We start from the raw sequence: 14,036 nt of genomic DNA, 5'->3' as shown, positions 1-14,036 counted from the left end.
AGACCGCGACTCTTCAAGAGTTGCGCGACGGGCGCGGCCGGGGGGCGGAGGCGGGGCGGGGGGCGGAGGCGGGGCGGCACGCCGCCGAGCGCACCGCCTCCGGGTCTGTCAGGCCTGGGCCATGACGTTGCGCTGGCGGCCGAGGCCGTCGATCTCGACCTCGATCACGTCGCCCGCGGCCAGGTAGGGGAAGCGGCCCGACAGGGCCACGCCCTGCGGCGTGCCCGTGTTCACCACGTCGCCCGGGTCCAGCACCGTGTACTGCGACAGGTGCCAGATCAGGTACGCCACGTCGAAGATCATGTCCTTGGTGGTCGAGTCCTGCCGGACCTCGCCGTTGACCCACGAGCGCAGCCCGAGCCCCTGCACGTCCGCGACCTCGTCCGGGGTGACCAGCCACGGGCCCAGCGGCTGGAACGTCTCGCAGGACTTGCCCTTGGACCACTGCCCGCCGGACTGCTGCAGCTGGAAGTCGCGCTCGGACACGTCGTTGGACACGACGAACCCGGCCACGTGGTCGAGGGCCTGCGCGGGCGAGTCGAGGTAGCGGGCCCGCCGCCCGATGACGACGGCCAGCTCCACCTCCCAGTCCGTGGTGGTCGAGCCGCGCGGGATCAGCACCTCGTCGTACGGGCCGACCACCGTGTTCGGGGCCTTGTAGAAGACGATCGGCGTGGTCGGCGAGGGCGCGCCGGACTCGGCGGCGTGCGCCGCGTAGTTCTGCCCGACGCACAGCACCACACCCGGCCGGGCCACCGGCGCGCCGACCCGCAGGCCGGTGACGTCGATCTCGGGCAGGTCCGCCGCGGCCGCCCGGACCCGGCCGACGCCGTCCGCGGCCAGGAACGCGCCGTCGATGTCGGGCGTGACCGGGGACAGGTCGTAGTGCCGGCCGCCGGACAGCAGCACCGGCTTCTCCGCGCCCGGGGCGCCGACCCGCATGAACTTCATTGGTTGATCTCCAGACCGTAGGTGCGAATCGCGGTGCCGCCCTCCACGGCGGCCCGCTCCGAGGGCGACAGCCCCGACAGGCAGGAACCGACCGCGGCCAGCGCGTCGGCGTACGAGGCGACCAGCTCGCAGACCGGCCAGTCCGAGCCGATCAGCAGCCGGTCGGGGCCGAACAGCTCCAGCGCGGTCTCCACGAACGGCACGATCGCCTCGACCGTCCAGTCCGGACCGGCCTCGGTGAGCAGCCCGGACAGTTTGGCGGCGACGTTGTCGCAGGCCGACAGCGGCTCGACCGCGTCCCGCCATTCGCGCAGGCCGTCCGCCGTGATCCGCGGTTTGCCCAGGTGGTCGAGCACGAACATGGTGTTCGGCGTCGCCGCGACGGCCGCGGCGACCGACGGCAGCTGGTCGGCGCGCACCACGAGGTCGAAGGTGAGCCCGGCCGCGCCGATCGCCCGCAGCGCGCCGCGGACGTCAGGGCGGGCCAGGTAACCGGGGTCGGTCACGCCCTGGACCTGGTCGCGCAGGCCGACGAGCAGGTCGCCGCCGCGCCCGTCCAGGAACGTGGTGATGGTGCCGGGCAGGTCGGGGTCGGTCAGCGAGGCCCAGCCCACCACTCCGGCGATCTCGGGCGTGTCCTGCGCGAGCGCCAGGAAGCGTACGGTCTCGTCGGTGTGGCACCGCCCGGCTTCCACCAGCACGGTAGCGTCCACCTTGCCGGTCGGCAGCTCGCGGCGCAGGTCCTCGACGGTGTAGTCGCGGCGCAGCGGCTCCAGGCCGGGTTCGGCCAGCCAGGCGTAGTCAGCCGTCCACAGGTGGTGGTGCGCGTCGATCCGCACGTGTCTGCCCCCTGTCAGGTCCACGGTAATCATAGATCCTATATCATTGCAGTATCGATAAGGTGTACTCGCTCACGACGGTGACAGTCAAGGGGTGTTCCGATGGCCACTACGCCCATCTCCGGCCGGATCCGGCCCGCGCAGCGGCTCACGCTGACCGATGACGTCTACGAGTCACTCAAGACCCTCATCATGGAGCACGCCATCGCACCCGGCGAGCGGGTGAGCATCGACGGCCTTGCCCGTACCCTCGAAGTCTCCCCCACCCCGGTCCGGGAGGCGCTGGCCCGTCTGGAGTCCGACGGCCTGGTGCGCAAGCGCGCCATGTCCGGATACACCACCACCCCGCTGCTCACCCGCACCGAGTTCGACGAGCTGTTCGAGATGCGGCTGCTGCTGGAGCCCGCGGCCGCCCGCCGCGCCGCCGCCCAGGCCGACGCCGAGCAGCGCCGCCGGGTACGCGAGGAGGCCGCCGCCACGGTCGCCGTCGAAGCCGGTGACGGCTACCGCAGGCACGCCGTGTTCACCGCTCTCGACGCCCGCTTCCACGGCCTGGTCGCCGAGGTCTCCGGCAGCGGCCTGCTCCGCGACGCCATCATCCGGCTGCACGCCCACCTGCACCTGCACCGGCTGTACTTCCCCTCCGCGGGCACCGGCGACACCGTCGGCGAGCACAAGCGCATCGCCACCGCCATCGCCAAGGGCGACGCCGACGCCGCCGCCGACGCCATGCACCACCACCTCACCTCGGCCCGCGACCGCCACCTCCCCGCCTTCCCCTCCTGACCAGGCACCCACCGCCCCGCCCCGCCCCGCCCCGCGCCCCTGCCGCAACTCTTAAAGAGTCGCGGTCTCATGACCCGCCTGATGGCGCGGCTCTTTAAGAGTTGCGCCAGGACTGGGCAGGCCAGGCCAGGCGGGGCCGGGCGGCGGGGGGGGGTTGGGGTGGGTCAGGGGGTGATGAGGCGGAGGCTGCCCAGGCGGGTGAGGCCGTCGTCGGCGAGCAGGGCGGCGTGGTCGATGGCGAAGTCGCCGTTGGCCAGCAGGTCCGGCCGGTCGAGGTCGCCGATGCGTACGCCGACCACCCGGTCCGGCAGGAACTCCCGGAGCTGGTGGCGCATGCCGCCGGGCCACTGCATGACCGCGCTGCACAGGTGTTCCGGGCCGAGGCCCCAGTCGTCGGCCACGTCCTCGTCGTCCACCCCGAAGACGACCAGGTGGTCGCGCCCTACCGGGCTGCCCAGCCGCGGCACGCCGCCGGTGTGGCAGTCGATCGCGGGGACGACGAGCCGGGACGGATCACGCGGCTCGTACCAGAGCAGCAGCGGTTTGGCCCGGCGCGCGTCGCGGTTGTCGAAGCAGCACAGCGCGACCGCGTGCCCCGGGAACGCGGTCGCGTAGAACTCGAACAGCTCCGGGCTCACCCGCGGGCGGCGGTGGGGCGGCACGCGCTCCAGCGCCGCGTACACCCGCATCGGGTCCTCGGCCAGCACCACGGTGTAGACGTCGTGCTCGAACACGTGCACCTGCGGCGGCGTCCCCTGCTCCATCCAGTCCATGCCGTCCGCCGACGCGGACACCGGGGTCAGCGCGTCCGACATCCTGGTGAGCACGTCGGCATGACGGCCGACGTCGACGAAGTGCTCCGGGCCGACGCCTGCCGCGGGCAGGTGCAGCAGCATCGCGTTCGGTCCGGCGGCCAGGTTGAGCGCGGTGTTCTGGTAGCCCAGCACCTCGATCCGGCCCAGCCGCGGATGGTTGCGCCGGCCCGCGTACACGATGGTGCCGCGGAAGTCCGCGTAGTCAGCCGAAACGCACATCGCGCGAGGATACGCGGTCACGGCCGGACGCGCGCCCCACGGCGGAACGGTCTGCGGTAGCGTGCGGCGACCACGACGCGGATCAGGGGACGGGAACATGTTCGGGCGCTTGAGGATCACTGCCGCAGCCCGTTCCGCACACGCCGACGCCTACACGGCGTTCGAGGCCGAGGACTGGCCGCTGGCCGGGCAGCGGCTCGCCGGGGCGGCGGCATTGCTGCCGACGGGCAAGGTGCAGCAGGCCACCTGGTTCGACGCCGCGCTGGCGTACAAGTTCGCCCGGGACTGGCCGCGCGCGTTCGAGCACGGCCGGACCGCCGCCTCGCTCGTCAGGCGCGGCAAGCAGGAGCCCGCGTTCTGGAACCTCGGCATCGCGGCGACCATGCTGCGCGAGTGGGACACCGCCCGTGACGCCTGGGCCGGTTACGGCCTGCGGCTGCCGCCCGGCACCGGCGAGATCGACGAGGACCTCGGGCCGACCTGCGTACGCATCGAGACCGAGGGTGGCCAGGAGGTCGTCTGGGCCGTCCGGGTCTGCCCCACCCGGGCGCGGATCGTCAACGTGCCGTTCCACCCGTCCCGCCGGTTCGGCGAGGTGGTGCTGCACGACGGCGTGCCCAACGGTGAGCGGGTGTACGGCGACCTGACCGTCCCCGTCTTCGACGAGATCGCCCTGTTCACGCCCTCGGACCTGGCCACGCTGACCGTCGACGCGGAGGCGTCGGAGCAGGCCGACGTCGAGGCGCTCGCGGAGCTGTTCGCGCAGGAGAAGTACGGCATGGAGCTGCCGTCGACCCGGCGCGACATGTGTGCGTGCTGCAGCGCGTCGACAGTGCGCCAGGAGCGCGTCGTCCCCGTCGGCAGCCAGCAGATTCTGCTGGCCGCGCCGCTGGATCACGCGCGGGAACTGCTCGACCGGTGGCAGGCCGAGCGGCCCGCCGCGCGTGCCTGGGCGAACCTGCACCCGGCCGCCTGACGCCTCAGCTGTACGCGAGCTGCTCGCGGGCCTCCATCAGGGCGAAGCCGAGCAGGTTCAGGCCGCGCCAGCGCTGCGGATACCAGGCGTCGCCCTCCTTGGCCGACAGGCCGATGCCCCAGATCGCGTCGAGCGGGCTCGCCTCCACCAGCACCCGGTCGCCGGTCGACAGCAGGTACGCCCGCAGCGCCTCGTCCTGGCCGAACTTCGCCACGCTGCCCGCCAGCACGATGCCGTACCGCTCCCGCTCCCAGACGGCCTGGCTGAAGCCGCGGACCTCGCGACCCAGGCCCTTGGCCTGCTGCGGATGGTCGACCGCCAGAATCCGCTGCGCGACCTCGGCGTCGCCGAACAGCGTCGCCTTGCGCCACATCATGTAGTGCTCGGCGGTCGCGAAGGCCAGCCCGTCGACCGTGAACGGCGCCTCCCACCACTGGCTCAGGCAGCTCGGGCCGATGCTCCCGTCCGCGGACGGCTGGTGCCCCCAGAACATCAGGTACTTCACCCGCCGCCCGCGCTCGGCGAGGGTGACGAGTTCGGCGACGCTGCGAGGTGACATGCCCGCCAGTGTGGCGCAGTGCGGTCCCGCCGCGCGTCACGATTTCGGTCGACCGAAGTCACACCCCGGCGGCATGATGCCCACCGTGACCACGCTGACGATCATCAAGGGCGACGCGACCAGCCCGCAGGCCAAAGGCCCGAAGGTGATCGCGCACGTCTGCAACGACGTCGGCGGCTGGGGCAAGGGCTTCGTGCTGGCGATCTCCCGGCGCTGGCCGGAGCCGGAACGTGACTTCCGGCGCTGGCACCGCGAGCGGGCGCGCAACGACTTCGGCCTCGGCGCGGTGCGCCTGGTGCAGGTGCTGCCGGACACCTGGGTGGCGAACATGGTCGCCCAGCGTGGCACGAAGACCGGCAGCTCCGGACCGCCGATCCGGTACGAGGCGGTCGAGTCGTGCCTGCGCCTGCTCGCCGGACAGGCATCGCGTCTCGGCGCGTCCGTGCACATGCCGCGCATCGGCTGCGGGCTGGCGGGTGGACGCTGGGAGCGCATCGGACCGATCGTCGCGGGCACCCTGCTCGCCGCGGGCGTGCCCACCACGGTCTACGACGCCTAGGCCCGGCGAACGCCCTCCCGGAGGACGCCCGCCGGGCGGTCATCTCATGTCCCGGTGCACGTCACGCCGCTTCGACGGGCAGCCACAGCTCGCAGGTCGCGGTGCTGAAGTCGTCGGCGCGGGCGAGGATCGCGACGATCGACGGCCCCGGCCGCAGCCGCCACGGGTTGGACGGGAACCACTCGGTGGCCGTCGCGGCCCAGGTCGTCTGGAGCGCCTGCGGGTACGGCCCGGAGGTGCTGAAGACCGCCCACCGCCCGGCCGGCACCTCGATGGCGTCGAGGTCGCCGGGAACGGGCGTATCCGCAGCCACGGCGACTCCGTGCAGGTAGGTCAGCTCGGTGCCTTCGACCGCGTCGGGGTCGACGCCGTCGGTGACCTGCAGCAGACCGGCCGGTTCGGCGGCGCTGAGGGCCTTGAGCCGGGCGTGCTCCTGCACCGGCAGGGCGGCGATGTGCTGCTGGATGTGCGGGTTGACGCCGTGGTGGATCAGCGGCACCCGGGCCGCGTGTCCGATGAGGCGGAACGCGGGGCGGTCGACGATGCGGGTGTCCATGGGGATGCTCCCTTCGACGGTCAGGCGGAACCTGAGCTGCGGTTGTGTACGAAGGGGGCCGCCGTCGCGGCGGACGTCACCGGGGCTCGCCCCGTGCACGGCCCGGAACGCGCGGCCGAACGCCTCGGTCGAGCCGTACCCGTGCCGCACCGCGATGGTCAGCAGATCGTCCTCGCCGCGGACCACGTCGGCGGCGGCGACGGTCATGCGGCGGCGGCGTACGTACTCCGACAGCGGCATGCCCGACAGCGACGAGAACATCCGGCGCAGGTGATACTCGGTGGTGCCGAGCGACCCGGCCAGCCCGCCGAGGTCGAGCTCTTCGGTGAGGTGCTGCTCGACGAGGTCGACGAGCCGGTTGAGTGCCGAGATCATGTGGCCTCCCTTCGCCGTCAAGCCTGGTCGAGGGACCCCCGGTCGCGCCCGATCATGCCGAACCGATCCGATCACGCGGACCCGCCCGGTGTCACCGCGGCGGGCCGGTTGCCCGGCTGGCCGGCGTCGGCGCCATGCCCGGACCGGTACGGCCTCCGGCGTCGCTAGGACTGCGCGCCGAGGGCGTACGGCTGCTCGGCGGGCAGCAGGCGTTGCGCCCCGGCCAGGTCGCGGGCGGTGACCAGCGCGTGGATCTCGTGGGCGAGCGCGGTCACGTCGGTGATGCCGACGGTCCACTCGTCGACGTAGCCGTCGACGGCCGAGCCGGACAGGCCGATCTGGATCGCGCGGTGCGCCAGCGGCCGCAGGTGCAGGTCGCGCTCGGGGTCCCACTGCACGCGCACCGGGGAGCGTTTCAGGGCCCGCTGCCACTGGGCCTGGTCGGCGTACACGTCGCGGTCGTGGTGGCTCGGCACGGCCTGCCGCACGGCGGCGTCGAACCCGGCGCGGCGCAGGCGCACGGCGAGCACCCGTTCCTGGCCTTCCTTGGCGGCCCAGCCGCAGCGGTACATCATCCACAGGAAGGACGGCTTGATCCAGGTCATCCGATCGCGGCGGTACCAGTCCGGGAAGCGCCCCAGGGCGGCCGCGGCATCGCCGATCTCCGGCCGGTACGCCTGGTAGACGGTGATGGTCTCGTCGTCGTGCAGCGCCCGGATCTGTCTTGTCGGCACTGTCATGGCCAGGATGATCCAGGACCGCCCCGCATCCGTCGACCGGGTTTGCCACCCGTGCCACGTGCTAGGCGACGACCTTGGAGGTCAGCGCTGCGGCGAAGACGGCGACCACGCCGTCGAGCAGGGTGCGCGCCGGTTCGGCGATGACGATCCCGCCGTCCGCGTCGTCGCTGATCAGCTGGTCGTGCACGAAGTAGCCGGGCAGCACGTGGGTCGCGCCCATGGTGGTGAGCACGGGTCGCAGCGCGTAGTCGATGGCCAGCACGTGGGCGACGGTGCCGCCGGTGGCCAGGGGCAGCACCGTCTTGCCCGCGAGGGCGTACTGCGGCAGCAGGTCGAGCAGGGCCTTGAGGATGCCGCTGTAGGCGGCCTTGTAGACCGGCGTGGCGACGATCACGCCGTCGGCGGCCCGCAGGCGCTCGGCGATGTCGAGGATCACCGGATGCGACGGGTCGCAGCCGAGCAGCACGTCGGCGGGCAGGTCCCGGACGGCGATGGTGTCGATCTCGGCGTCGAGCGCACCGGCCACGTTGGCCAGCACCCGCGCGGTCCGCGAGGTCGGTGACGGCGAACCGCTGATCGCGACCACAACGGCCACGTCTACCTCCCCTGTTCGCCAATGCCGCAGCCACCGTATCGCGCTGCCGCCCCGCCTCGCACCGCCGCCGGCGGACCACCCCGCCATGATCGTCCGTTTTGCCTGGCACACGGGCGTATGCGCGCTCAAGATTCGCCACCTGCCAGGCAAGTCGAGCGATCATGACGCGGCCAGGGCTTACAGAATATTCTTTGCAAAAGAAGTTCTGCATGGCGTACGGTTCCGGACATGAGTCAGAGTGAGGGCGTACGCCGGGTCGGCAACGTCGAGGAGTTCAAGGCGCTCGCGCACCCCCTGCGGGCGCGGCTACTGGGGGCGCTGCGCGAACACGGACCCGCGACCGCGACCGAACTGGCGCACCGGTTCGCCACCGACACCGGGTCGACCAGCTACCACCTGCGCAAACTCGCGCAGTACGGGTTCATCACGGAAGCGGGCGACCCGGGCCACCCCCGCGCCCGCCGCTGGCAGGCGGTGCACCATGTCAATGACTGGAGCGCCGTCGACATGGCCGCGACCGCCGAGGGCCGCGAGGCGTCCGCGGTGATGCGCCGCCAGCAGGTCGACATCCTGATCAGGGACGTCGAGGCATACGAGCTCGCGCTGAGCACGCTGCCCGCCGAGTGGGTCGAGGCCTCCGGCGTCGGCGACCTGCTCCCCCGGCTCACACCGGCCTCGCTGAACACGCTGTGGGAGCGGTTCTACGCCCACGTCGACGAGCTGGCCGCGCAGGACGCCGCCGATCCGGCCGCGCGCACGGTCAGCATCGTCGTGGCCGGCCTGCCCCGGCTCGGGGAGACGGCGTGATCACCGCGGACTCGGCGCGCCGCCGGTACGTGCTGATCACCTTCCTGACCTGGCTGCCGGCCGGGCTGTACACCGCTCCCCTGGTGCTGCTGCTGCTCGAACGTGGGTTCAGCCTGGGCGAGGTCGCGGCGATCGGCGCCGTGTACGGGATCTCCGTGCTGGTGCTGGAGCTGCCGACCGGCGGGCTGTCCGATGTGCTCGGCCGCCGTCCCGTGCTCGTCGCCTCCGCCGCGGCGGGACTGGCCGGGCTGGCCCTGCTCGGCCTGACCGGGGCGGTGTGGCTGCTGGTCGTCTCCGCGGTGCTGCGCGGCGTGGCCCGCGCGCTGTCCTCCGGCCCGGCCGAAGCCTGGTACGTCGACGCGGTCCACGCCGCCGAGGGTCGCGACGCAGACCTCGGGCCCGGTCTGGCCCGCGGCGGGATGGCCGCGTCGGCCGCCCTCGGCCTCGGTGTGCTCGCCGGGGGCGTCATCCCCTTCCTGTGGCCGTCGGGGGCCGCGGACGGCTCCGCCGCCGCGAACCCGGCTGAGACCGTGGCGGCCGGGTCGGCCGGTCTCAGCGCACCGGGCGCCGTCGGATCCGGCGCGCTTGCCGGACTGGCCGTGCCGGTGCTGCTGGCGGCGGCGTTCGAACTGGTGCTGCTGCTCGTCGTCGTGTTCGCGATGCCGGAGGCGCGGGGGCCGCGGCCGGGGTTCGGGGCGGTGCTGCGCGGGGTGCCCGCGACCGTGGCCACGGGGCTGCGCCTGGCCGGGCGGGATCACGTGCTGGTACGGGTGCTGCTGGTGGCCGCCGCGACCGGGACAGGTCTCGCGGTGATCGAGTTGCTGACCCCGGCGTGGATGGCGGTGCTGTCTGGCGGGACGGGCCGCGGGGTGCTGGCGTACGCGCTGGTCGCGGCCGTCGGCTTCGCGGCGGACGGGGTGGGCAGCACGCTCGGGGTGCCGCTGACCAGGTGGCTCGGCTCACCGGGGCGGGCCGCCTGCGCGGGCACCGTGCTCGCCGCGCTGGGGCTGGCCGGGCTCGCCGGCACGGCCGCGCTGACCGGGTGGCTCGGGGTGGTCGCGGCCGGGGCGGCGTACCTGCTGATGTTCCTGGGGTTGGGGGCGGCGGTGGCGCCGACGGGCCGGCTGCTGCACGACCGGGTCGAGGCGGGCGAGCGGGCCACCGTGCTGTCGGTGCAGTCGCTGCTGCTGCAGCTCGGCGCGGCCGCGGGTTCCGTCGCGCTGGGGGCGCTGGCCGCGGCATACGGGCCGGGTCCGGCGTTCGCGGTGTCCGCGCTGCTGCTCGCGGCGGCGGCGCTGACGGTGTGGGGGCTGCCGCGCCGTCGGGACGTCCAGGCACGGGCTCTACTGTTACGCCATGTCGGACCGCGTATACCCGCCCGTGATCGCCCTCGCGAAGACCGCATTTCGCGTTCTTGACCTGCGCATCGACGTGCAGGGGGCAGAGCACGTGCCCACCACCGGGGGCGCGGTCATCGCCTGCAACCACATCAGCTACCTGGACTTCATCCTGTGCGGGTTCGCCGCGCAGCCGGCCAAGCGCATGGTCCGGTTCATGGCGAAACAGGAGATCTTCGCCAACCGCATCGCCGGTCCGCTGATGCGTGGGATGCATCACATCCCGGTGGACCGCGAGGCGGGCCTGTCGTCGTACAAGGCGGCACTGGAGGCGCTGAAGCAGGGCGAGGTCATCGGCGTCTTCCCGGAGGCGACGATCAGCAGGTCCTTCGTGGTCAAGGAGCTGAAGGGCGGTTCCGGCCGGATGGCCGCGGCGGCCGGGGTGCCGCTGATCCCGATGGCGCTCTGGGGGCCCCACCGCCTGTGGACGAAGGGGCGCCCGCGCAAGCTGACCCAGCGGCACGTAGCCGTGACGATCTTGGTCGGCGAGCCGATGTATCCTAGCAAGCGGGATAAGTCCGACATTGTCACAGCTGAACTGCACCGCCGTATGCAGGAACTTCTCGACCGGGCACAGCAGGAGTATCCGGACAAACCTCAGGGTCCTGAGGACTCCTGGTGGCTCCCGGCCCACCTCGGCGGTACCGCTCCCGCCCCGGACCAGGTCAAGGACTCCGCGGACGAGGACTAGTTACGGTGCCGTAGGTTACGGTACCGTAGTTACCAGCCCATCTCAGGAGGACTGCGTTGACGACCGAAACCACCGATACCCTGGTGCTGCTGCGCGAGCTTGAGCCGGTGGTGGAGACCAACCTGAACCGCCACCTGTCCACCGCCAAGGAGTGGTTCCCGCACGAGTACGTGCCGTGGAGCCAGGGCAGCGACTTCGACGGACCGCTCGGCGGCCAGGCCTGGGAGCCCAGCCAGTCGAAGCTGTCGGAAGTCGCCCGCACCTCGCTGATCGTCAACCTGCTCACCGAGGACAACCTGCCCAGCTACCACCACGAGATCGCGACGCTGTACGGCCGCGACGGCGCGTGGGGCACCTGGGTGCACCGGTGGACCGCAGAAGAGGGCCGGCACGGCGTCGCGATCCGCGACTACCTGCTGACCACGCGCGCCGTCGACCCGATCGCGTTGGAGCGGGCCCGCATGACGCACATGGAGACCGGCTTCACCGCCGACCACCCCGACGTGCTCGGCTCCCTGTCGTACGTCTCCATGCAGGAGCTCGCCACCCGCGTCGCGCACCGCAACACCGGGCGCATCAGCGGCGACCCGATCTGCGACGCGCTGCTGGCCAAGGTCGCCGCGGACGAGAACCTGCACATGCTCTTCTACCGCAACCTGCTGATGGCCTCGTTCGACCTGGTCCCGAACGCGACCATGGAGGCGATCCTGCGCGTGGTGAAGTCGTTCCAGATGCCCGGCCACACCATCGAGAACTTCGGCCGCAAGTCCGTGCAGATCGCCATGGCCGGCATCTACGACCTGCGCATCCACCACGACGAGGTGGTCATGCCCGTGCTGCGCCAGCTCAAGGTCCTGGAGCGCACCGGCCTGTCCGCCGAGGGCGAGCGCGCCCGCGAGGAGCTGGTCGAGGTCCTGGGCAGGCTGGACACCGCCGCCACCCGCTTCGAGGAAAAGCGCGCCGCCCACCAGGCCCGCGCCGCCGCCCGCGCCGCCTGACCACCACCCCACCCCGGCGCGCCGCGCCGAGCCGCGCCGCGCCGCGCCGCGTTGATCATGAACTTATGGCACGGTTCGACGGCGTTTCCTGGACACAACTTCATGATCGATCAGGCCCCCCACCCGTGCCGGGTGGGGGGCCTGATCGATCATGAAGTTAGGCGCACGACACGCCGGTCAGCCGTGCCATAAGTTCATGATCAACGCGTGAGGGCCGGTTGGCGCGAGGCCGAGGCCGAGGCCGGGGCCGGGGCGGTGACGGACGGCGCGGTGGTGGTGGGTGGGGCAGTGGGGATGGGGGTGGGTTTGCGGGTGGCGAGCCAGGAGCCGAGCAGGATCAGGGCGAAACCGATGATGGTGGCCGGGGTGAGCGGCTCGGCGAGCAGGAGCACGCCGAGCAGGACGGCCACCGCGGGGCTGGTGTAGGAGACCAGGGCGGCGGAGCCGGCGCCGGCCAGGGCGATGAGCTTGTAGTAGACGAGGAACGCCAGGGCGGTGCTGAGCAGGCCGAGGGCGAGCACGGCCGCGGAGGCGTCCAGGCCGGGCAGGGTCGTGGGGGCGGCCAGCAGGCCCGCGGGCAGCAGCAGCACGCTGGCGATGCCCGTGGTGCCGACGACCACACCCAGCGGCGGCACATCCGACAACTTCTTCTTCACCAGCGTGGTGGCCCCGGCGTACGACGCGCCGGCCAGCAGGACCAGGCCCGCGCCGACCAGTTCGAGGCGGTCGCCGCCGCCGAGGTCGAAGCCGACCACCGCGGCCACCCCGACCAGGCCCACGAACAGGCCCAGCAGTTTGCGGGAGCCGGCCCGCTCGGAGGCGTCGAAGCGCAGCGCGAGCACCGCGATCAGCAGCGGCTGCGAGGCCAGCAGCAGCGCGGTCAGCGACGAGCTGATGTGGATCTCGCCGTACGTGATGAGCAGTTGCGGCGCGACGACGTGCAGCAGCGACAGCGCTCCGATCGCGGTCCACTTTCCGCGCAGCGCGCCCAGCGCGCCCCGCCGGTAGGCCAGCGGCAGGAGCACCAGCACGGCGATGAGGGTGCGTCCGAGCACGACGACGGGCGGCGACAGCTCCGTCAGGGCGATCTTGATGAACAGGTACGGGATGCCCCAGAGCACCGACATCGCGGCCAGCAGGACCCAGGCTTGACGCTTCATGTGTTCAGCCTGGCGCGCTAGGGTTGTTAGCGGTAGTGATGACTTCCTTACGCGGCTTGCAGAGGTTCTAATGATCGATGTTCAGCGGCTGCGCATCCTGCGCGAGGTGGCCGAGCACGGCAGTTTCAGCGGCGCGGCGGCGGCGCTGCTGCTCACGCCGTCGGCGGTGTCCCAGCAGATCGCCGCGCTGGAGCGCAGTCTCGGCACCGCGGTGGTGGAGCGCACCACCCGCGGCACCACGCTCACCGACCCGGGCCGGGTGCTGGTCGAGTCCGCCGACGTGGTGCTGGCCGAGCTGGTGCACGCGCAGGAGCGGATCACCCGGCTGGCCCAGGGCCGGGCCGAACGGCTGGCCGTCGCCACCTTCATCAGCGGCGGGCAGCTGCTGCTCCCGCCCGCGCTGACCGGGTTCGCCGCGGCGCACCCGCGGGCCGAGCTGACCGTGCTGGAGAGCGAGACCGACGAGAGCCTGGCCCTGGTCCGTGAGGGGCGGGCGGAGCTGGCGCTGGTGTACCACTTCGACGGCCCGCCGCCGGTGCGGCCCGGTGACCGGTCCGGGCTGGCCTGGACGCAGCTGCTCGACGATCCGATGCGGATCGTGGTGCCCGCCGCGCACCCGCTTGCCGGACAGGGCGAGGTCGACCTCGCGGAGCTTTCCGGGCAGCGCTGGGTGCAGGGCTGCGTCAGCGTCGGCGAGCTGCTCGACGGGTACGCGGCGATCGCCGGGTTCGAGGTCAACATCTCCTGCCGCACCACCGACTACGGGTTCGCGGTGTCGCTGATCGCGGCCGGGGTCGGCATCGGCCTGATCCCGTCGGTCGCGCTGGCCGGGCCACCGCCCGGGGTTTCCGTGCTGACCCTGCGCGCCCCCGCGCCGACCCGCTACATCGGCCTGGTCACCCGCCGCGGCAAGCAGTCCCCCCTGGTCGAGGAGCTGACCCGCAACCTCCTCGCCGCCCCCGCCACCCTCGGCCTGCCCTAGCCCCCGTCCTCAGACCCGCCGCCAACCGCCG

Annotated in this window: 16 protein-coding genes; 8 read left to right on the top strand and 8 right to left on the bottom strand. The window is 72.6% G+C overall.

Translation table 11 applies throughout. The features are described 5' to 3' along the window. Nucleotides 1-108: 108 nt before the first annotated feature. Together F6W97_RS22790 and F6W97_RS22785 are read right to left on the bottom strand one after the other, a co-directional pair. The gene (locus tag F6W97_RS22790) at nucleotides 109-951 is read right to left on the bottom strand and encodes a fumarylacetoacetate hydrolase family protein (protein WP_155372444.1); all 843 of its coding nucleotides are present in this window, start codon (nucleotides 949-951) and stop codon (nucleotides 109-111) included. Continuing rightward, the gene (locus F6W97_RS22785) at nucleotides 948-1,823 is read right to left on the bottom strand and encodes an amidohydrolase family protein (protein WP_155372443.1); all 876 of its coding nucleotides are present in this window, start codon (nucleotides 1,821-1,823) and stop codon (nucleotides 948-950) included. The genes F6W97_RS22790 and F6W97_RS22785 overlap by 4 nt, the downstream gene beginning before the upstream one ends. A 69-nt stretch (nucleotides 1,824-1,892) precedes the next feature. Here F6W97_RS22785 and F6W97_RS22780 point away from each other — a divergent pair, with 69 nt between their 5' ends. Continuing rightward, entirely contained in the window at nucleotides 1,893-2,576 is a 684-nt protein-coding gene (locus F6W97_RS22780) for a GntR family transcriptional regulator (RefSeq protein WP_155372442.1), read from the top strand. A gap of 164 nt (nucleotides 2,577-2,740) precedes the next feature. Here the strand turns inward: F6W97_RS22780 and F6W97_RS22775 are convergent, their stop codons facing one another. Beyond that, a complete protein-coding gene (locus F6W97_RS22775) occupies nucleotides 2,741-3,610 on the bottom strand; it encodes a hypothetical protein (RefSeq protein ID WP_155372441.1) in 870 nt (289 codons plus the stop codon). Between the two features lie 109 nt (nucleotides 3,611-3,719). On the opposite strand from F6W97_RS22775, the gene F6W97_RS22770 reads away from it, so the two are divergent. Further along, complete coding sequence (locus F6W97_RS22770; RefSeq protein ID WP_155372440.1) at nucleotides 3,720-4,586, top strand: tetratricopeptide repeat protein; 867 nt, start codon at nucleotides 3,720-3,722, stop codon at nucleotides 4,584-4,586. Nucleotides 4,587-4,590: 4 nt separating this feature from the next. On the opposite strand, the gene F6W97_RS22765 is transcribed toward F6W97_RS22770, so the two are convergent. Beyond that, the gene (locus tag F6W97_RS22765) at nucleotides 4,591-5,145 is read right to left on the bottom strand and encodes an NADAR family protein (RefSeq protein WP_155372439.1); all 555 of its coding nucleotides are present in this window, start codon (nucleotides 5,143-5,145) and stop codon (nucleotides 4,591-4,593) included. Nucleotides 5,146-5,221: 76 nt separating this feature from the next. Between F6W97_RS22765 and F6W97_RS22760 the strand changes: the two genes are divergently transcribed. Further along, complete coding sequence (locus F6W97_RS22760) at nucleotides 5,222-5,704, top strand: macro domain-containing protein (RefSeq protein ID WP_196279322.1); 483 nt, start codon at nucleotides 5,222-5,224, stop codon at nucleotides 5,702-5,704. Between the two features lie 61 nt (nucleotides 5,705-5,765). Here the strand turns inward: F6W97_RS22760 and F6W97_RS22755 are convergent, their stop codons facing one another. From F6W97_RS22755 to ssuE, 3 genes are all read right to left on the bottom strand, one after another. After that, on the bottom strand, nucleotides 5,766-6,635 hold the full coding sequence (locus tag F6W97_RS22755) for an AraC family transcriptional regulator (RefSeq protein ID WP_155372437.1): 870 nt from the start codon (nucleotides 6,633-6,635) through the stop codon (nucleotides 5,766-5,768). 164 nt (nucleotides 6,636-6,799) lie between these two features. Then, nucleotides 6,800-7,375, bottom strand: a complete 576-nt coding sequence (locus F6W97_RS22750) for a DUF4291 domain-containing protein (protein WP_155372436.1) — start codon at nucleotides 7,373-7,375, stop codon at nucleotides 6,800-6,802. A gap of 61 nt (nucleotides 7,376-7,436) precedes the next feature. Continuing rightward, a complete protein-coding gene (ssuE, locus tag F6W97_RS22745; RefSeq protein WP_155372435.1) occupies nucleotides 7,437-7,970 on the bottom strand; it encodes an NADPH-dependent FMN reductase in 534 nt (177 codons plus the stop codon). Nucleotides 7,971-8,198: 228 nt separating this feature from the next. Here ssuE and F6W97_RS22740 point away from each other — a divergent pair, with 228 nt between their 5' ends. From F6W97_RS22740 to F6W97_RS22725, 4 genes are read left to right on the top strand one after another with little or no spacing between them, the layout of a single operon-like run. After that, entirely contained in the window at nucleotides 8,199-8,777 is a 579-nt protein-coding gene (locus F6W97_RS22740) for a winged helix-turn-helix domain-containing protein (protein WP_155372434.1), read from the top strand. Further along, entirely contained in the window at nucleotides 8,774-10,195 is a 1,422-nt protein-coding gene (locus F6W97_RS22735; RefSeq protein WP_196279274.1) for an MFS transporter, read from the top strand. The genes F6W97_RS22740 and F6W97_RS22735 overlap by 4 nt, the downstream gene beginning before the upstream one ends. Further along, nucleotides 10,134-10,865, top strand: coding sequence for a lysophospholipid acyltransferase family protein (locus F6W97_RS22730; RefSeq protein WP_155372433.1), 732 nt, complete (start codon nucleotides 10,134-10,136; stop codon nucleotides 10,863-10,865). Before F6W97_RS22735 ends, F6W97_RS22730 begins: the two co-directional genes overlap by 62 nt. Nucleotides 10,866-10,921: 56 nt before the next feature. Continuing rightward, a complete protein-coding gene (locus F6W97_RS22725) occupies nucleotides 10,922-11,863 on the top strand; it encodes an acyl-ACP desaturase (RefSeq protein WP_230686883.1) in 942 nt (313 codons plus the stop codon). A 200-nt stretch (nucleotides 11,864-12,063) separates the two neighbouring features. Here F6W97_RS22725 and F6W97_RS22720 read toward each other — a convergent pair whose 3' ends face one another. Continuing rightward, nucleotides 12,064-13,023 carry a DMT family transporter gene (locus tag F6W97_RS22720; protein WP_155372432.1) on the bottom strand — a complete coding sequence of 320 codons (960 nt, stop codon included), beginning with the start codon at nucleotides 13,021-13,023 and terminating at the stop codon, nucleotides 12,064-12,066. A 70-nt stretch (nucleotides 13,024-13,093) separates the two neighbouring features. Between F6W97_RS22720 and F6W97_RS22715 the strand changes: the two genes are divergently transcribed. Beyond that, on the top strand, nucleotides 13,094-14,005 hold the full coding sequence (locus F6W97_RS22715) for a LysR family transcriptional regulator (RefSeq protein WP_155372431.1): 912 nt from the start codon (nucleotides 13,094-13,096) through the stop codon (nucleotides 14,003-14,005). Nucleotides 14,006-14,036 lie beyond the last annotated feature (31 nt).

The organism is Catellatospora vulcania (genome assembly GCF_009720385.1).
GTDB lineage: Bacteria > Actinomycetota > Actinomycetes > Mycobacteriales > Micromonosporaceae > Catellatospora > Catellatospora vulcania.
The sequence above is the reverse complement of the archived record's forward strand: the minus strand, read 5'-3'. Positions and strand labels throughout refer to the sequence as shown.

Excerpts from the sequence above, each read along its gene's own strand:
- F6W97_RS22790 (WP_155372444.1), bottom strand. The coding sequence starts at position 951 with ATGAAGTTCATGCGGGTCGGCGCCCCGGGCGCGGAGAAGCCGGTGCTG.
- F6W97_RS22785 (WP_155372443.1), bottom strand. The coding sequence starts at position 1,823 with ATGATTACCGTGGACCTGACAGGGGGCAGACACGTGCGGATCGACGCG.
- F6W97_RS22780 (WP_155372442.1), top strand. The coding sequence starts at position 1,893 with ATGGCCACTACGCCCATCTCCGGCCGGATCCGGCCCGCGCAGCGGCTC.
- F6W97_RS22775 (WP_155372441.1), bottom strand. The coding sequence starts at position 3,610 with ATGTGCGTTTCGGCTGACTACGCGGACTTCCGCGGCACCATCGTGTAC.
- F6W97_RS22765 (WP_155372439.1), bottom strand. The coding sequence starts at position 5,145 with ATGTCACCTCGCAGCGTCGCCGAACTCGTCACCCTCGCCGAGCGCGGG.
- F6W97_RS22760 (WP_196279322.1), top strand. The coding sequence starts at position 5,222 with ATGCCCACCGTGACCACGCTGACGATCATCAAGGGCGACGCGACCAGC.
- F6W97_RS22755 (WP_155372437.1), bottom strand. The coding sequence starts at position 6,635 with ATGATCTCGGCACTCAACCGGCTCGTCGACCTCGTCGAGCAGCACCTC.
- F6W97_RS22750 (WP_155372436.1), bottom strand. The coding sequence starts at position 7,375 with ATGACAGTGCCGACAAGACAGATCCGGGCGCTGCACGACGACGAGACC.
- F6W97_RS22740 (WP_155372434.1), top strand. The coding sequence starts at position 8,199 with ATGAGTCAGAGTGAGGGCGTACGCCGGGTCGGCAACGTCGAGGAGTTC.
- F6W97_RS22730 (WP_155372433.1), top strand. The coding sequence starts at position 10,134 with ATGTCGGACCGCGTATACCCGCCCGTGATCGCCCTCGCGAAGACCGCA.
- F6W97_RS22720 (WP_155372432.1), bottom strand. The coding sequence starts at position 13,023 with ATGAAGCGTCAAGCCTGGGTCCTGCTGGCCGCGATGTCGGTGCTCTGG.
- F6W97_RS22715 (WP_155372431.1), top strand. The coding sequence starts at position 13,094 with ATGATCGATGTTCAGCGGCTGCGCATCCTGCGCGAGGTGGCCGAGCAC.